At 53.2% G+C, this 17,588-nt stretch carries 12 protein-coding genes; 3 read left to right on the top strand and 9 right to left on the bottom strand.

The genetic code is table 11. The features are described from left to right. Positions 1 to 46: 46 nt before the first annotated feature. The gene (locus tag QUF18_RS10295; RefSeq protein ID WP_289386975.1) at positions 47 to 2,164 is read right to left on the bottom strand and encodes a TonB-dependent hemoglobin/transferrin/lactoferrin family receptor; all 2,118 of its coding nucleotides are present in this window, start codon (positions 2,162 to 2,164) and stop codon (positions 47 to 49) included. Positions 2,165 to 2,362: 198 nt separating this feature from the next. On the opposite strand from QUF18_RS10295, the gene QUF18_RS10290 reads away from it, so the two are divergent. Next, the gene (locus QUF18_RS10290; protein ID WP_289386973.1) at positions 2,363 to 3,199 is read left to right on the top strand and encodes a heme/hemin ABC transporter substrate-binding protein; all 837 of its coding nucleotides are present in this window, start codon (positions 2,363 to 2,365) and stop codon (positions 3,197 to 3,199) included. A 6-nt stretch (positions 3,200 to 3,205) separates the two neighbouring features. On the opposite strand, the gene QUF18_RS10285 is transcribed toward QUF18_RS10290, so the two are convergent. Beyond that, entirely contained in the window at positions 3,206 to 3,781 is a 576-nt protein-coding gene (locus QUF18_RS10285; protein ID WP_289386972.1) for a TetR/AcrR family transcriptional regulator, read from the bottom strand. A gap of 124 nt (positions 3,782 to 3,905) precedes the next feature. Here QUF18_RS10285 and QUF18_RS10280 point away from each other — a divergent pair, with 124 nt between their 5' ends. Next, positions 3,906 to 5,405 (top strand): MFS transporter, encoded by a 1,500-nt coding sequence (locus tag QUF18_RS10280; RefSeq protein ID WP_289386971.1) that lies wholly within the window; start codon positions 3,906 to 3,908, stop codon positions 5,403 to 5,405. Between the two features lie 62 nt (positions 5,406 to 5,467). Here QUF18_RS10280 and QUF18_RS10275 read toward each other — a convergent pair whose 3' ends face one another. Further along, positions 5,468 to 6,400 carry a bile acid:sodium symporter family protein gene (locus tag QUF18_RS10275; protein ID WP_289386969.1) on the bottom strand — a complete coding sequence of 311 codons (933 nt, stop codon included), beginning with the start codon at positions 6,398 to 6,400 and terminating at the stop codon, positions 5,468 to 5,470. A gap of 228 nt (positions 6,401 to 6,628) precedes the next feature. Further along, the gene (locus tag QUF18_RS10270; RefSeq protein WP_289386968.1) at positions 6,629 to 7,945 is read right to left on the bottom strand and encodes an MFS transporter; all 1,317 of its coding nucleotides are present in this window, start codon (positions 7,943 to 7,945) and stop codon (positions 6,629 to 6,631) included. A 219-nt stretch (positions 7,946 to 8,164) separates the two neighbouring features. Here QUF18_RS10270 and QUF18_RS10265 point away from each other — a divergent pair, with 219 nt between their 5' ends. Beyond that, entirely contained in the window at positions 8,165 to 9,976 is a 1,812-nt protein-coding gene (locus QUF18_RS10265; protein ID WP_289386967.1) for a LysR family transcriptional regulator, read from the top strand. A 214-nt stretch (positions 9,977 to 10,190) separates the two neighbouring features. Here QUF18_RS10265 and ertB read toward each other — a convergent pair whose 3' ends face one another. The 5 genes from ertB to QUF18_RS10240 all read right to left on the bottom strand — a co-directional run bounded on the left by ertB (position 10,191) and on the right by QUF18_RS10240 (position 17,359). After that, the gene (gene ertB, locus QUF18_RS10260; RefSeq protein ID WP_289386965.1) at positions 10,191 to 11,837 is read right to left on the bottom strand and encodes a thiourocanate hydratase; all 1,647 of its coding nucleotides are present in this window, start codon (positions 11,835 to 11,837) and stop codon (positions 10,191 to 10,193) included. Between the two features lie 24 nt (positions 11,838 to 11,861). Beyond that, entirely contained in the window at positions 11,862 to 12,950 is a 1,089-nt protein-coding gene (gene ertC / locus QUF18_RS10255) for a thiohydantoin desulfurase (protein ID WP_289386964.1), read from the bottom strand. A 12-nt stretch (positions 12,951 to 12,962) separates the two neighbouring features. After that, positions 12,963 to 14,249 (bottom strand): N-carbamyl-l-glutamate amidohydrolase ErtE, encoded by a 1,287-nt coding sequence (gene ertE / locus QUF18_RS10250; protein ID WP_289386963.1) that lies wholly within the window; start codon positions 14,247 to 14,249, stop codon positions 12,963 to 12,965. Then, positions 14,249 to 15,610 (bottom strand): hydantoin-5-propionate amidohydrolase, encoded by a 1,362-nt coding sequence (ertD, locus tag QUF18_RS10245; RefSeq protein ID WP_289386962.1) that lies wholly within the window; start codon positions 15,608 to 15,610, stop codon positions 14,249 to 14,251. Before ertD ends, ertE begins: the two co-directional genes overlap by 1 nt. A gap of 66 nt (positions 15,611 to 15,676) precedes the next feature. After that, on the bottom strand, positions 15,677 to 17,359 hold the full coding sequence (locus tag QUF18_RS10240) for an HAL/PAL/TAL family ammonia-lyase (protein ID WP_289386961.1): 1,683 nt from the start codon (positions 17,357 to 17,359) through the stop codon (positions 15,677 to 15,679). Positions 17,360 to 17,588 lie beyond the last annotated feature (229 nt).

Raw genomic sequence — 17,588 nt, 5'->3', positions numbered from 1 at the left:
GACAGGCAGCAAAATGCCGCCTGTCAGACTGGAGAATTTGGGCGCTTTAGCCGCCGAAACGTCCGGTAATGGCGACTTTGAAAGTGCGGCCTTTGCCTTGTTCAATGTCTGTATTGGTTGCCCAGCCGGTCTGGGCATCCGTATAGTCTTTGTTGAAGAGGTTATCGACGCCGAAGTCGAGTTTCACATTGTCTGTGACCTGCCAATTGGCAAAGAGATTGACCAGATCGGTGCGCGGATAGACCATTACACTCGTGCTAGTCGCGCGGGTGGTTCTGCCAACACTCTGATATTCAACACCATATACAAGCTTGTCTTCCAGTGCCTTCAGGCCAAGAGCTGCGCTGAAATTATGCAAAGGTGTACTGCTGAGCGATTCACCCTTGTAGATACCATCTTTCATTTCCGCGTCGGTATAGGAGGCGGCGAGGTTCACATAGCCCCACCATGTGTCATAGGTGCCTTCCAGTTCCACACCGCGCAGACGGGCAGTGCCGACATTCTCGGATGTGGTGTACTTGTCGATTTTAACGGTGTTGATGTAATCTTTCACATCGGTATGGAAGATATTCAGCTTGGTACGCAGCTGATCTCCGGCCTCGATCAGATTTTCCTGTCGCAGATTAATCCCCACTTCATAGGTGGTCGCAACTTCCGGTTTCAGGAACAGGTTCGGTTCATAGCCGGAGCCATGTGCGCCGTTTTGACGGAACACATCCTGCATATGCGGTACACGGTAACCCTGTGCATACAGGCCGTAAAACTGGATGCCTTCGATCGGTGTGATGCCGACACTCAGGCGCGGTGAAACGCGGTTGCCATCGAGGCTGACATCCTGTGACGGATTGGTCGGCGTAACTTTGCTGGTGCCGTCGAGTTTATAGCCGTCATAGCGTACAGCACCGATCAGCTCGAGCCATTTCTGATATTCGCCCTGCCATTGCACAAAGCCGCCATAGGCTTGCTGCTCACCATTGCCGAAATTATCGGTATCGGAGCGACCACGCAGCTTATAATAATCCAAACCGTAAGTGACGGTATGTTTCAGAGCCTCTGTTTCAAAGCGTGAGCTGTTATGCGCACGGAAACCGGAGGTCGAAACATCATAATAACGGGTATTGCCAAGGCTTTTCAGTGGCCAGACCTGATACTGATCATTCTCAGTCGAAGAGTGATAGGCATTGACCGAGAGATCCCAGAACGGGTTGTCATCCGGCCGGTAGGTATAGCTGCCCGTATAGGTGCTCACAATGGTATCGGCATCGAAACGGGATAGGGTCGGGGAGGCCGAGCCGCTGCTGGCGGTGATAATGTCTTCGTATTTCTGGCGGGAGATGCCGAATTTCAGTTCATGGCCTTCTGCCGGACGCATGGTAACTTTACCCATGCCGCTGATGGCTTTTTCACCCGTCCAGCGCACATAATCACCGTCGCCGTTCTTATATTCATCACTGTCGCGGTAGTTCAGATTGCCGATGATATCGATATTATCATTAAAGCGATAAGCGCCGGTGGTGCTGGTGAGGAAGCCTTTGCCATTGCTTTCATAGCGCAGCTTTTCACTCAAAGCCCATGTTTCGCCGTCATCGAGGAAATCGCGGGCATCTTTGGTTTCAAAGGCAACCACACCGCCAATCGCGCCGGAGCCATAGATGTTGGAAACGGGGCCGCGGATGACTGTTACCTGTTTGAGCAGTTCCGGCTCGATATAGAAAGAGCCGGAGCCGTGGCCAACGCGCCAGTAGTCCTGTCTCGCGCCATCCAGTGTTACAGCCACACGGCCGGACTGCTGCAGGCCGCGAATATTGATTGAAGTGGCGGGATCATCGCCGTTCAAGGATGCATGAACACCCGGTGTGAAACGGAAAATATCGGCGGCGGTCACCGGCTGAATACGGTCGATTTGCTGACGGGAAATCAGACTTGTCGAAGCAATGGCATCAATCACTGCCTGATCATTGCTAAGCGGGGAGATGGTGATGGTATCGAGTTCCAGCACTTGTTGTTTGGTTTTATCCGCGCTGGTTTGTGTTGCTGCCTGTTGTTCGGTTTTGACAGGTTTGGTTTGCGCTTGCGCAGGAGAGGCGGCCAAAGCCAGCAGTCCTAAAGTGCTAAGCACCGTTGTGCTCATCAAACGAAAAGCGGATTTTTGCGAGATATTCATATGACCCCCGAATATGCGGCCGGTGCGCAGCGGGAGAAAAATTCATGCTGCAGGCTTGCATTAAGTTGACTCGTTAACTCATGTTTAATAGGGCTATATAAATCATGATAAACAGAGTCAACTTTAATTATGCGGAACAGACATTTGTACACAAAGGTGGAAAATAATCCCGGTAAACGGCGGTTTAGCGTAAAAATCTTGCTTAGAAATGCGCTGTTTATTTTGCTGTTCGGGTTCTGCTATAGCGCTCAGGCTCAGGGAACCGCGCAGCGTATCATCACTCTGGGGCCGGATGTGACCGAGATCGTCTATGCGCTTGGCAGCAGCGATAAGATTGTTGCGCTTGACCGCAGCAGCAAATATCCCGCAGATACGGCCAATAAAACCAATGTCGGCTATCGGCGCAGTTTGTCAGCCGAAGGCGTGCTGGCGCTGCACCCTGATCTTATCATTGCATCAGAGGATATTGGCCCGCCGGAAGTGGTGGATGTGCTCAACCAGTCCGGTGTGCCGGTACTGTATATTCCGGCGATTAACAGTCGTGAGGGGTTGATTACCAAGGTCAGTCTGATTGCTGAACGTCTGAACCTGCAAGCGCAAGGCGAGGCGCTGACAAAGCAGATCGTGGCAGATTTTGACGCAGCCATGGTGCATGTGCGTAAAGTCTCGGAAGGGCGCGGCAAGAAGGTAGTGTTCTTCCACGGGCTGACCAAACTGAGTGGTGCAGGCAGTGACACAGCGGCAGATGCCTTTATCCGCCATGCGGGCGGGGTTAATCCGCTATCCGTCTATAAAGGCTATAAAGCTGTCTCCGAGGAATGGCTGCTGGAGGCCGAGCCGGATGTGGTGCTGATGTTGTCTGATGGTGCCGGTGGCCCCAAGCCGGAAGATGTGTTCTCTGTTAAAGCGCTGCAAACCACGCCTGCGGCCAAAAGCAAATCACTGATTGTGCTGGACGGTCCTTATATGCTGGGCTTCGGGCCTCGCACTGCGGAAGCAGTACGCATTCTGGCTGATGCACTCTACGGGCAGTAATTGGATTTAATCATCAATTTCAGGTGGCAGCAGCTTTTCAATATCGCGGAAAATCTGCTGCCATTCATCTTCATTCAGATCAAAAAACTTGAAACTGCGCAGCAAAAATGCACCTTCATTGGCGATAAAAGCTAAGCGGGCATTGCGCCCTTGTTCTGTTGATATATCCAGCCCGCTCAGTTGCTGACGATACCATTGGCGGGTATCTGCCAGATGTTCGGAATTGGGTATCAGTGCAGCCAGCATAGCGGCAAAGCGTGAGTCACCGAGCGGATCACTGTCACGGGTTACCCGTATATGCGCGGCAATATGGGACAGCCTGTCGGTTTTACCGTTTTTCTCGGTTGTAACCTTCTTGTCAAATTTATTGCCCCAACGGGTGAGCATGGCATCAACCAGCCCGTCTTTGGTGCCGAAACAATATTGCACACCGCCTTTGGTAATGCCTGCTGCTTTCGCCAATGCATCAACCGTCAAAGCAGTGGCACCATGCTCAACGACAATTTTCTCCGCCAGATCCAGCAAGTGATTGCGGTCAATTGTGCGGGGGCGGCCGATTTTTGTGTGTTTTTTACTTTCCATACGTATGGATTTAAATTACCGACCATCAGGTTTCAAGTGTTTATTGCAACGATCAACTCCCGGATATGTTGCAGACTTTGATTTAAACGTGCTGAAAAACAGCACATCAGAAGTGGATTTTACAATGGCATTACAAAACCGCTGGCTGGTTCTGGCCATCGTTTCGAGTGCATTATTTTTAATCGTTATTGATATGACAGTGCTTTACACAGCTCTGCCGCGCCTGACCCATGATCTTGCGGCAAGTGCTTCAGAGAAGCTCTGGATCATCAATGCTTATCCGCTGGTTGTCGCAGGGCTGCTGCCGGGTGTCGGCAGTCTTGGTGACCGTCTTGGGCATAAACGCATGTTCACATCAGGTCTCGTTGTTTTCGGGCTTGCATCGCTGACCGCCGCCTATGCACCGACAGCTGAGGTGCTGATTGCTGCGCGCGTGCTGCTGGCCTTAGGTGCAGCAATGATGATGCCAGCAACCCTGTCCATCATCCGTTTGACCTTTGAGGATGAGCATGAACGCTCATTCGCAATCGGTATCTGGGCAGCGGTCGCCTCCGGTGGTGCAGCATTCGGCCCTGTGGTCGGTGGTGTGTTGCTTGAATATTTCTGGTGGGGCTCCGTTTTCCTCATCAATGTGCCGGTTGTACTGATCGCATTGCTCTTTGCAGTATTTGTTCTGGAAAATCGTCCCGGCAATAAAAATCGCAAATGGGATCTGATCGGTTCCGTTCAGGTGATGATCGGTCTGGTCAGTGTCACCTTTGCGCTGAAAGAACTGGCAAAACGTGACAGCTCGATGGTTCTGTTTGCCGCAGCGTTGGTTGTCGGTCTTATCGCGCTGGTTGTGTTCTATCGCAGACAGCGCGCAACCAATGGCATGCTGATTGATTTCACGCTGTTCAGTAATCGTAAATTCTCGTCCGGTGTCATGGCAGCTTCGGTCTCCGCGGCGGCTTTGATTGGTGTGGAATTGGTTTTCAGTCAGCGCTTGCAGCTGGTCGCCGGTTATTCGCCGCTGGAAGCCGGCTTGCTCATTCTGCCAATTCCGCTGGCTGCATTTGTTGCAGGGCCTTTGGTGGGCTGGGGCTTGCCTAAAATCGGCGCAGCGCGGGTGCTGTGGGGCGGGATGATGATTACAGGCCTCGGCTGTACGCTTTATCTGCTCAGTTTCCAGCTACAGCCGCAGGTCTGGCTGATCGGACTGATGATTATGGGCTTTGGTGTTGGTGCGTCTATGACCGGTGCTTCGAGCACCATTATGGGCAATGCGCCGAAGGAAAAAGCCGGTATGGCTGCCTCTGTTGAGGAGGTGTCCTTTGAACTCGGCGGCGCAACCGGCGTTACGATTTTCGGTAGTCTGATGACCGCGATCTATACGGCTTTCATGGTGATACCGGCAGGTTCAGGCTTTCCTGATACCATTCGTGACAGTCTGGATGAGGCTTTGTTGCTTGCAGAAACACTGCCTGCCGATCAGGCACAGCATTTGCGCGAAATCGGTTTCATTGCCTTTGATCAGGCCTTCATGTGGGTGATTGGCACAGCAGTTCTTCTGATCTTTTCAACGGCCTTGCTGATTTTCCGGATGAACTGGAAATCCTGTGAGGCCGCTTTGAAAAAAGCATAAAAAAAGACCGGCTCATTCATTCAGAGTGAGCCGGTCTTCTTCTATATCAGTCCGTATGAAGATTATTTATCATCTTTCATACGGGCGAAATAATTCGCCAGCAACGCACCGGAAATATTGTGCCATACGCTGAAGATCGCGCTTGGAACGGCTGCCAGCGGCGAGAAATGCGCATTGGCAAGGGCAGCACCAAGACCACTGTTCTGCATGCCGACTTCAATCGCGATGGCTTTGCGCTTGGCAAGTGACATGCCGGTGAGTTTCGCAGCAGTAAAGCCGAGCAGATAGCCGATGCCATTGTGCAGCACCACAACAACAAAGATCAGCAGGCCGGACGTTGCAATCGCGCCTTTGCTGCCAGCCACAACGGCGGCTACGATCAGCACAATACCGGTCACGCTGACCAGCGGCAGGACAGGTATTGCAGATTTAACAATTCCCGGAATGAGTTTCTGTGCCACAACGCCGAGCGCCAGTGGTACGAGGATTACTTTCACAATGCTCAGGAACATTGCCATCGCATCAACCGGCAGGAACTGACTGGCAAACATCCAGACCAGAAACGGAGTGACCAGCGGTGCAGCCAGCGTTGTTACACTGGTACAGGCAACGGACAGTGCCACATCGCCTTTACCAAGATAGGTCATCACATTGCTGGATGTACCGCCCGGGCAGCAGCCGACGAGAATAACACCGGCAGCAACTTCAGGTGACATCGGAATGATCTTCGTCAGCAGCACAGCAAGCAGCGGCATAATCAGAAACTGGGAGGCAACGCCGATACCGACGTCAACCGGACGGCGTACCACTTCACGGAAATCATCCACGGAGAGGGTAAGACCCATGCCGAACATGATGATACCCAGCAGGGTCACGATATAAGGGCCGAACAGTTTAAAAGTTTCAGGGAATACAAAACCGAGGACGGCGAACAGCAGAACCCAAATCGCAAAGGTCTTGCCTACAAAGGCCGAAAAGCTCGCAAGTGCTTTCATTACAGAGTGTCCTTATTCAATAACAGACCCCGCTCTAAATTTTATGAAACGGCATAGCAAGTTATTAATGAAACAAAAAAGGTCTTATACGGGTAATAAAATGAGTCTGTTGTGCAGGCCTATAAGCCTAAAGTTTCATGGACCTAAGGTTTCATGGGCATGAACGAAAACACCCGCTGCAAGATTGCTCTCACAGCGGGTACAACAGATCGTTTGTTGATCGTTTTATCAGGCAGTCTTTTTATTGTCGCCCATTTTGGCAATGGCAAACAGGGCGATAAAGGCTGCGATACTGACATACCATGCAGGAGCACTATAGCCGAGCGAAGTGGTGCCGAGCCATGTCAGCGCTGCCGGAGCAAAGCCACCGAAAATCGTAGTGGAGATGTTATAGGCCAGCGACATACCGGTTGAACGGATATGGGTCGGGAAGATTTCAGACAGAGCAGAAGGCGCAACGCCAACCACACCGGCAACCATAATGCAGAAGCAACTCTGAACAGTGATCAGGGTGCCGAGTGTTGGCGAGTGATGCAGCCACCACAGCAGCGGATGAATTGCAAGCAGCAGCACAGTTGCAGTAATTGCCAGTGTCAGACGACGGCCGATTTTATCGGAAACAGAACCGGCAACGATACAGGCAATAGCCATCAGACTGTTACTGATCAGTGCTGAGATAAAAGCCTGTGAACCGGTGAAGCCGAATGCGCGCTGCACATAGATCGGCATATAGATGACCATCACATAAACGCTGGCTGCCCAGAGAACCGAGAAGGCTGTGCCTTTGATCAATGCACCGCGATAGGTGGTGAAAATCTCTTTCAGCGGAGCGTGGTTGGCTTTTGCTTCCGGTTTCTCATCGAATTTCGCTTTGAAAACCGGCGTTTCATCTAGTGAACGGCGCATCCACAGACCAACAGGTGCAATCAGCAGGCCAAGGATGAACGGAACGCGCCAGCCCCAGTCACCAATCTGATCTTCAGTGAGGAGCGATGTCACAGCAAGTGCAACAAAAGCACCGATAATATTGGAAAATGCCATACTGGCCTGTAGCCATGCAGCATATTTGCCTTTTTGACCTTCCGGCGCATGTTCCACCAGAAAGGCTGCCGCGCTGCCGACTTCACCACCGGCTGAAAAGCCCTGCAGCACACGGCCAGCAAGAATAATCATCGGAGCGCCGATACCGATCGCGGCATAGGTTGGTGCAATAGCAATCAGCAGCGTACCGGCTGCCATGATCATGATCGTCAGAAACAAAGCTGCTTTACGACCGGCTTTATCGGCATAAACGCCAAGTACCACCGCGCCCAGCGGGCGGATCAAAAAGCCGAGACCAAAGGCCAGAAAGGACTTGATTAGCTCGACGGTGTCATTGCCGCCAGGGAAAAAATTCTTGGCGATGTAAACGGCAAACAAAGCGTAGATTGTAAAATCATACCATTCCAGCGCATTACCGATAGAAGCGGCAGCGACAGCCTTTTTGGCATTGGAATTCGGCTTTGCTTCCGATTTGATAGTTTGATTATGCGTAACGTCCGTCATATGACAGAATCCCCCAAATATTCCAGCTGTGGTCTTTTATGTCTCATCTCCCACCAGCAATACGAGACAGTAACAATTTAACTTTGTGTCGGCAGTTGACAAAAAATGAATGTCTCCATAGCGAAAAACGAAATAGTATTTCGGCAGGGCAATATTTTTGTATTTGTGGCATATTTGGTTGATATTTATGATGAAAATCACTGATGAAGGTCTGTGCCTATGATTGAGCTGCGTCAGCTTTCTTACTTCGTTGCGGCCTGCCATCAAACCAGTTTCAGCAAGGCGGCTGAGGTTCTGGATATTGCCCTGTCAACTTTGAGTGTGGCCTTGCAGAATCTGGAAGAGGAAGTCGGCGCGCAATTGTTCCGCCGTGTACCGGCAGGGCTGACACCGACTGTCGCCGGACGGTGGCTCTATCGCGCAGCTATTCCGCTGTTGCAAGCCGAAGCTTTTACCCGTCAGGCGGCGATGCGCGACTGTAACGGGCAATGCGAATTCAGCCATTTGGTGGTTGAAGTCCAGCTGATGTTTTCACTTGGCAATGTTTCCAAAGCCATCAGCTCTGCCTTGGTTGGTTTGCAACGGGAATATCCTGATGTGTTTATTGAGCCGCATTGGGGGAGTGCTGACGGCGAGCCGCCTTTGCCGCTGACAGAGAGTGCAGAAAGCAGCCGGATTATTTTCAGTTATGAAAATAAGGGCATAGCCATCCATGACGATCCTTGGGTGCTGGCACGCAGTCTGCCGGTGCAAATCGGAGAGATACCGGCCTTGCAGGATATGCTGGCAGGCCCTGTTATTGTGCCTGCCTTGCCGGCACCATTGCTCCATGATCTTTCGGCTTATTTGCAGAAATATCCGATTAAGAACCTGCGCTTTACGCAGGATCATCCGGGAACATTGGCACGCTTGAGCGGCGAGCATCCAGATACGGCCTTTCTGGTGCCGCAAAGCACGCTCGCCAATCGTATGGGCTTGCACCGTTTGAAGCTGGTGCCGCTTGATCCGCCGCTTATCAGTCAGGTACGGGTGCATATTGCCGATCCGCATCCGGTGGCTGAGGAAACAGTGCGCCGTATTCGTGCGGCACTGGCATCCGGCGAGCCTTCAGCACTGTATCAGCCGCAATTGACCAGACGACAATTCAGCTATTTTCAGTTGATTGACAATAATCGCAATCTTACTGCTGCTGCCCGCGTGGCTAAAGTCGCACAACCGGCTATTACCGGTCAGCTGCGTAAGATGGAGCAGGTAATCGGCAAACAATTATTTGAACGCCGCCGCGATGGTTTGGTGCCAACTGAAGCAGGGCGCATCTTCCGCATCGGCAGTGATCTGATTGAAGCGCGCTTGCAATCCATGGCCGTTCATAGTGCCGGATCACTGGGGCGCAACCGGTCGCGTTTACGGATTGGTGTTCTGCCTTCTGTCAGTCAGGAGAGCACTTTGCTGGCAGGCATGACCGATGCGGTGCTGCGTTGGCGCAAAAGCCACCCGCAGATTGATTTGCAAATTCTGGAGGCGCCAACCAGTGTCTTGCAGGATTGGGTGCAGGCAGGGGTAATCAGCCTTGCCGTGCTGGAAACCGATATGCCGCACATGGCGCGTTTCAGCCTTAATGTTGAAGAACCGCTCTCATTAATCTGCCATCCCGATCTGGCAGCAGAACTCTCTCAAGATACGGGTGTTGAACTGGAAACACTGCGTCAGGTTCCGCTGGTGCTGCCGACCATGACCTTTGGCATCCGGCAATTGCTGGAAGCACAATTAAGCGAACACAACCTGTCGCTGGAGCCGGTGATTGAAATCAACTCACTGCCGATGATGATCGCGATGATCCGTCGTGAAAAGCTCGCCACTTTGCTGCCGGTCTCAGCCGTACGCCGCGATCTGGAGCAGGGCACCTTGGTCAGTCTTGAACTGAAACCGCATATTCTGCGCAGATTGTTTGTGATTTATTCCAATGCCCGCACCCTGACGGTTGCCGAAAGAGAACTGGTGCGCGAGTTGCGCGAGGCACTCACTCCATAGTCCGATTAGAGCGCCGCTCGCTCTAACACTTTAAAATTATGCCCTATAAATGAAAACAGGCGAAACCTGAGCTTCGCCTGTTCTCTTTACGGGGGAGGATTTTCTAGAGCGTGTTGCGTTTAATCGTATCCACTGTGCTCGCTCTAAATTCTTTTAATTGTCGCATGTTCGCGAACGCTAAATAAATACATTTAGCTGCGCCATGCTCTAGGTTTTACGCCAGATTGAAGTGACGGATGTTTTTCTTTTCCGCTTCGTCCAGCGCTTCTTCATATCCGGCATCGGCATAGCGCATGACACCAAGCGATGTGTCATTGGTGAGCGACAGTTCAATGCGGATATCCGCATCATCGGTACCATCGGCCACCACAGTCACACCCGCGCTGGTCATATAACCGGAATAGCCGCCGCCACCGGAATGGATGGCTACCAGATCAGCCTGCGACGAGCACATAGCCAGACCATTAATCAGCGGCCAGTCGGCAATTGCATCAGAGCCGTCACGCATATTTTCGGTCATGATATTCGGATGCGCCATGGCACCGGCATCAAGATGGTCACGGGTAAAGGCAACAGGACCGGACAATGTGCCGTCACGCACCATGCTGTTGACCGCGAGAGCGAGTTGGGTGCGCTCGCCATGACCAAGCCATGCAATACGCGCTGGCAGACCTTCAAACGGCACATGCTCACCGGCCAGATTGATCCAGTTGGTGACAATGTGGTTATCGGCAAATGCTTTGAGGATATAATTGTCGATAATGCGGATATCTTCGCGGTTATTCGACAGAGCAATCCAGCGGAACGGGCCAATCGCGCGGCAGAACAGCGGACGCAGGAAGGCTTCGGTGAAAACCGGAATGTTGAACGCATCGGCCACGCCGCCGTCTTTGGCATGGGTGCGGATCAGATTGCCATTGTCAAAGACCACTGAACCGGCTTTCTGGAAGCCAAGCATAGCCGTGACGTGACGAACGATGGAAGCGCGGCTTTCATTCATCAGTGTCTGCGGATCGCTTTTGCGCATCGCACGGGCTTCAGCCAGCGAGCGGGTTGCCGGTACATAGCCGTAAACCAGATCATGGGCGGAAGTCTGATCTGTCACGATATCCGGAATGATATTGCGCGCCAGAATTTGCTCATAAAGATCAGCGGCATTGCCGTGAACACCGATAGAGACAGCGCGTTTCTCGGCCATTGCTGTTTTGACTTGCGCCAATGCGTCGTCGAGGTCTTTGGCAATCACATCAAGGAAGCCGATATCCTTGCGCTTCTGAATACGTTCCTGATCAATTTCAACGCAGAGGGTTACTGCACCGGCCAAGCGGCCTGCGAGTGGCTGCGCGCCGCCCATACCGCCAAGACCGGCGGTGAGGATCAAACGACCGGCCAGATCATTGTTGAAGCTCTGTTCGGCAATGCGCATGAAGATTTCATAGGTGCCCTGAATAACACCCTGCGAGCCGATATACTGCCAATCACCGGCGGTGAGGCCACCCCAGCAGATCAGGTTCTGTTTTTCCCATTCGTAGAAATTTTCAGCCTTCGCCCACTGACCAACCATATTACAGTTGGCCATAATCACGATCGGTGCCTGTTTATGGGTTTTAAGAATGCCGATTGGCTTGCCGGATTGCACGACGAGGGTTTCGTCTTCTTCAATCTTATGCAGGCTTTCAACGATTTTGTCATGGGACGGCCAGTCACGGGCGGCTTTACCGAGTGCGGCATAGACCACCAGATTGTCAGGGTCTTCACCCACTGCCAGCACGTTTTCCATCAGACGCAGCAGGCCTTCAGCGCGCCAGTTCTTGCAGCGCAGCTCGGTGCCGGATGTGACGTTAAATTGTTTCTTTGACATAATAGTACTTTCTAAATCGCTAAATCAGGCCAGTGCATAATCGGCGAGGGAAATGCCGAGTGCCTTTTCGACGATCGGATATACACTCGGGTCTTTGACCGAGGCACTGAGCGGGATTTCTGTTTTGGCAATGTGGAACACCAGAATTTCCATGCCCTCATGGACATTGCCGACACTGACAGGGCTGCCATTGGTATCGAGCGTGGTGATTACATCAGGGAAGGTGGCAAGACGATTACCGTCACCATCATCCACGGCCATATATTCGTTCATCACATGCAGGATCACATCGCGGTTGACGTCACGCACGGTGATAGTGCCGATGTCGAAAGCTTCCTGTGTGTAATGCACATTCTTGGCGGTGACTTTGCCCTGTGCGAGAATGCTGCCATTGGTGGTTTTGCAGATTGCATCAATCACCGCAGTAGCATTTTTGCTCCGGGCTGCGCGGATGGCTTCACCAAGGGTCAGAGCCCGGGAAATGCCGCCGAGCGCTGCATTCTTGCGCACATAAGATGCACGCAGCGGATTACGGCAGCTGGCGATGAAACCGCCGGACATATCGGAAGCTTTGCGCAGGATCGGCGAGATTTTTGCTGTCGCGCCGCGTGTGACCAGCTCGATATAGGAGTTGGAATCACGATGACCACCAACGGCTGTCTGGATCATCTGCTCAGGGCTGTTGGCCATGCCGATGGAGCCCATGTCGCCGGTCGGATGCGCGCGGATATCGCCCACAGCATCAATCACCTTGGTACCGAGAACAGCAGAAGGCAGCCATGCATTCATGGTGCTGGACATGCCGTTCTGGCCGATCATCAGGCCATAGACTTCGTCGCCCAGCTCATACTGCAGCAGTTCAACAGCTTTGACATAGTCGATGCCGAGCATTTCCCACTGGGTGGTGCTGGCCGGTGCGCCGATAGCGGCGGCAGTGGCAATCCATGCGTCATCGGATACTTCTTCCATATCCACCAGTTCAGGCCGGCCAATGGTGACCGCAGTGGTGCCCAGCATACGGCCGTGCTCGACCCAGCCGCCACCACCGGCTGCAAAGACCGAACCGCCTGCAATTGCGGATTCCACGTCATCCAATGTTAAAATACGCCCCATAATGGCCTCCTCTTAAATGCTGTTATGCGTTTGATTGGTAACCGGAGTGCGCTCGTCAAAACGGCGCACTGCCGCAAATATTGCTGCAGCACCTGCTGCAATGTCGTGTTTTTCTGCCCATTCTTCCGGTGTGTGGCTGCGTCCGCCAAGACATGGCACAAAGACCATGGCCGCCGGTGCCAGCTGACCGACAAAGGCCGCATCATGCCCCGCACCACTGGCGAGTTGCAGATGGCTATGACCGAGCGCATCGGCGCTTTTTGCCAGATCATCCAGCAGGCCTAAGTCACAATCCATCGGCATGGTGTCAGACAGGGTTTTGAAGTTGCTGCGCTCCACACTGGCCTTTTCGGCAGCATCTTGTGTCGCCGCATCAATGCTTTCCAGAAAGCGCAGCGTTTTCTCGCGTTTGCCGGTGCGGATATCGACAATCACCTTGGCCCGTTCCGGCACCACATTGGCACCGCCCGGTTCAAGTGTGAGAATGCCTACCGTGGCAACGAAATAACCATCCGGCTCAGATGCCAAGGCTTCTGCCTGTTCACGGATTGCTGTGACGGCTTGTGCCGCTGCATAGAGCGCATCGCGGCGCATATGCATCGGCGTGGTACCCGCATGGTCAGCGGCACCCTGAAAAGAGATTTCCAGACGGGTGATGCCGACAATACCGGTCACCAGCCCCAAATCCGTTTTGCTCTGCTCCAGCACAGGGCCTTGTTCAATATGCAGTTCCAGATAGGCGGCAATATCCTTGCGCACAGCCTCTGAAAGTTTGGCCGGATTACCACCGACACGGATCAGCGCATCACCGAGGCGCTCATTCTGCGGACCCGTAAAATCGAGCATGGCATTGGTGAGCTGACCGCTCATGCCGCGGCTGCCGACACAGGACAGACCGTATTCACTCGGTTCTTCTGCGAGAAAATCCACCACTTCCAGATTGTGCTGCAATTCAATACCGGCATCACGCAAGGCACGGGCAACTTCAAGTGCCGCCACCACACCGGCAATCCCGTCAAAGCGTCCGCCGGAAGGCACAGTGTCGCTATGCGAACCCATCATAATGGTTTTGGCATGCGGCTTGGCACCGGCACGACGACCGATCAGATTACCTGCCGTATCAATACGCACCTCAAGACCGGCTGCTTTGAGCTGCTCAATCAGATAGGCGCGGCCAGCCAGAAAACGCGGCGTAAAGGAGCGGCGTGTATAAGGCTTGCCCGGCTCGGTAATATCGGCCAGCGCCATAATATCCTGCCAGAGCCGGTCACCATCGATGAGCGTGTTGGAGACCGCCATTACGCGGCTCCTTTGCGTGAGTTTGGACGTACAAAACGACCTGAACCCGGTTCCGCTGTGACCACGCCTTCAGCCATGGCACATTCACCACGCACAAATGTATGGGTGATGCGGAACGGCAGCTCGATGCCGTCATAAGGGCTCCAGCCGACAATGTTATTGCCGCTTTCTGCCGCTTTGTAGGTGTAAGGATCGCGGCGCGCCAAGACGATATCGGCATCAAGACCGGCACCGAGAGCGCCCTTGGTCTGACCGAGACGGAACAGGTTCGCCGGATTATGCGCCAGCAGGCGGGCAGCATGGCTGAGCGACAGACCTCGTTCATCCAGACCTTTGAGCAACAGCGCATAGAGTGCTTCCAGACCCGGAACGCCGGATGCGTTTTTCAGCATATTTTCATCGTTTTTACGATCAAGCGACCAGCTCACATGATCGGTGGAAACGATGGTCACATTTCCGGCGGCGAGGTGCTGCCAGATGGCTTCACGCTCGGCGCGGTTGCGCACTGGTGGGTTGATCTTGGCGCGGCCGATCAGGCGGTTGACATCATCTTCTTCACACAAGGTCAGATAGTGGATGCAGGCTTCAACCGTTGCGGCATAGCCCTGTGCGCGATAACCGGCGGCCAGTTCATAGCCACGGCCAACGGAACAATGCACCACATGGGTGGCACAACCGCTCATAGCACCGATTTCATAGACTTCTGCCATTGCCAGCGTTTCAGTCACCGGCGGGCGGCTCATGCTATGGGTCAGATAATCGGTGCGGCCGCTTTTCTCGACCTGATCGATGTAATAGCGCACCATTTCATCATTTTCATTATGAATACCGGCAATCAAACCATGACGGGCAATCGCCGAGAAACACTCATAAAGCATTTGCGGGGTGATGCGCGGAAAGCGCTCCGGATGGGTGCCGAAGGTCGAGAATTTGAAACCTGCCGCGCCGGCTTCAACCAGACCGTCAATATGCTTGGTGCCGTCTGCCGGATGCGCTGTGGCATAAAGCGCGAAATCCACGCGCGCTTCCTTGCCAGCGGATTCTACCTTGCGGGTGAAGCGCTCCGGCGTGGCGATCAGGTCGCCGTCGTCATATGGCATATCGACAATTGTTGTCACACCACCTGCAGCGGCCGAACGGGTCGACCAGATAAACTCTTCCTGATTTTTCTGGCTGCGGCTGTGTACCTGACCGTCAATCGCACCCGGCAGCACCAGATAATCCGTACCGCCATGGCTTTCACCTGCAGGGGCAGTGCCCTGACCAGTCTGAACAACGCGGCCGTCGCTGACCAGCACCCAGCCATTATCAATGACTTGATCGGGCAGAACCACTTTACCTTTGAAGACTTTATCCTGCATTGCGGTATTTCCTCATTCTGGCCGCCTGCATTGTTTTGCAATGCAGGCAGTTATGCGATTTAAAAATTACTTGGTGGCTGGCTGCGTGAAAGCGTGCAGCACCTGCACACCGGCTGCAAAATCCGGCGTGTAAATACGATCCTGATCGACGAATTTGACCTGTGCGCGATAGGTTTCCAGCAGCTTTGCGGAGGTTTTGCCGAGCGCGACTTTGCCACGCAGATCAACCGCTTGCGCTGAATGCAGCAGCTGAATGGATGACAGGCTGTACATGTTGCCGAGAATGCGCTGAAGATTGTTCACAGCCAGCGGGGCATTATTGCCAGTATCTTCAATATTGCCTGCCATGGCGAAAGTGTCGAGCGAGACCGGCATGGCCAGCTGGCGGTTTTCGGCATAGAGCGCAACAAGCGGCTTCTGCATAGCGCCGAAGGCATGGCCTTCATTCTCAGGACCGGCAAGGAAGCGCGGAAGTTTGGTGAAATCCGGATTTTCCGTGCGGATGGTCTGCATCACGATGTTCTGCGCCAGACGGGTGAGGGCGACATTCAGATTTTCCACACGGGTGGCAACCGGCAGCATATCGAAATTGGCGGTCGGATAAATCGCACCATGCACATCGCCTGCCACCTGATATTTATGCAGCTGGTTATGACTGTCAGCCGCTTTTTCTGCAGGCTTGTCTGAAGTGACTGCTGCCGGATTGTCATCGCTGGCATTGATATGGATATGCAGAGCTTCTTCGAGGGCGGACTGCGCTTCCCATGCATTACCAAGCGCATAGGCCATCGTGCGGTAAGAGAGCGGATCTTGCAATGCGCGGCTGTCAGACTGCTGCCAGAGATAGGAACCGTCCAGCGCGGTACGAATATCTGTTGCCGCCTTCACCATTCCCGGAAATGGACGCAGTTCGGTTGTCTCGCTCAGGAAGGGCGCGACATTGCCATTATAGCCTTCAAGCGACAGGGCAAAGACGGCTGTGGCGGCTTCCAGATAATGGCGGGTTTCTTCTGCAAGCAAAGCAGCCTGACCGGCAGTCAGTGCATTGGTACTGAGAATGGAGAGGAAGTCTTTGCCAACCGGTTCAATTGGCTTCAAGCCAGCCAGTTTCAGCGCATCTGCCGCAGGCATGCGCTTGCCCTGATAATCGACAAACCATTCGCCAATCATAGCCAGACCGATATGGGAGGCGAGTGTAATATCAGCCTCACCGACCGAGCCTTTTTCCGGCACAACGGGGATGATGTCGTGGTTGAGGAAGTCGCGATAGGCTTCGACAACACTCAGCTGTGTTCCGGTTTCACCGCCGAGCATTTCATTGAGGCGGATCAGCATACCGGCGCGTACAGCCTGCGCAGGCATAGCTTCGCCAATACCGCCACCATGAGCATGAAGCGAACTGGTGTTGAAGCGGCGGGAAAGCGCCAGCAATTCATCATCCAGCGTGCGGCGGCCTTTAACCTCTTTGAAAACCGGTTTGTCCTTGTTCCAGCCCACGCCGACATTCAGCCCGTAAACAGCGGTGCCCTGTAAGGCGGCTTCCATTACCAGATCAAAACTATGGCTGACTTTTTGTGCCGCTTCCGCTGCGATTTCGACTTTTTCATTTTTGTTCGCTGCGAACTCTGCCACCTGCGCAGTGGTGAGCTTCGTGCCGTTAAGCTGCAAAGCTTGTGCATAGGCCGCAGAAGACGACAGGAGTGCAAGTGTCAGAATGCTGATTTTGGACAGGTGATTGAGCGTTTTCATAATGGGTTCCCGTTTGCCTTCTCCCTCTGGATAAGGGTGCTTATGGATGCGGCAAATTATGGGTCAGTATAGGAATTGCTTGAAAGGCTGAAACGGCGAAAGTTGCGAAACCGGCAATAACAAAAAGCTAAATGCTGCCGGTATCAGAGAATAGTTTTCTGAAGTCGGCAGCTTGTCACCATAGGCCGCTTTTTGGTTTCATTTTACACCGGAATGAAAAGGACTGAGT

Source organism: Pseudochrobactrum kiredjianiae, from assembly GCF_030362795.1.
Taxonomy (GTDB): Bacteria; Pseudomonadota; Alphaproteobacteria; order Rhizobiales; family Rhizobiaceae; genus Pseudochrobactrum; species Pseudochrobactrum kiredjianiae.
The sequence above is the reverse complement of the archived record's forward strand: the minus strand, read 5'-3'. Positions and strand labels throughout refer to the sequence as shown.

Excerpts from the sequence above, each read along its gene's own strand:
- QUF18_RS10295 (WP_289386975.1), bottom strand. The coding sequence starts at position 2,164 with ATGAATATCTCGCAAAAATCCGCTTTTCGTTTGATGAGCACAACGGTG.
- QUF18_RS10285 (WP_289386972.1), bottom strand. The coding sequence starts at position 3,781 with ATGGAAAGTAAAAAACACACAAAAATCGGCCGCCCCCGCACAATTGAC.
- QUF18_RS10280 (WP_289386971.1), top strand. The coding sequence starts at position 3,906 with ATGGCATTACAAAACCGCTGGCTGGTTCTGGCCATCGTTTCGAGTGCA.
- QUF18_RS10275 (WP_289386969.1), bottom strand. The coding sequence starts at position 6,400 with ATGAAAGCACTTGCGAGCTTTTCGGCCTTTGTAGGCAAGACCTTTGCG.
- QUF18_RS10270 (WP_289386968.1), bottom strand. The coding sequence starts at position 7,945 with ATGACGGACGTTACGCATAATCAAACTATCAAATCGGAAGCAAAGCCG.
- QUF18_RS10265 (WP_289386967.1), top strand. The coding sequence starts at position 8,165 with ATGATTGAGCTGCGTCAGCTTTCTTACTTCGTTGCGGCCTGCCATCAA.
- ertB (WP_289386965.1), bottom strand. The coding sequence starts at position 11,837 with ATGTCAAAGAAACAATTTAACGTCACATCCGGCACCGAGCTGCGCTGC.
- ertC (WP_289386964.1), bottom strand. The coding sequence starts at position 12,950 with ATGGGGCGTATTTTAACATTGGATGACGTGGAATCCGCAATTGCAGGC.
- ertE (WP_289386963.1), bottom strand. The coding sequence starts at position 14,249 with ATGGCGGTCTCCAACACGCTCATCGATGGTGACCGGCTCTGGCAGGAT.
- ertD (WP_289386962.1), bottom strand. The coding sequence starts at position 15,610 with ATGCAGGATAAAGTCTTCAAAGGTAAAGTGGTTCTGCCCGATCAAGTC.
- QUF18_RS10240 (WP_289386961.1), bottom strand. The coding sequence starts at position 17,359 with ATGAAAACGCTCAATCACCTGTCCAAAATCAGCATTCTGACACTTGCA.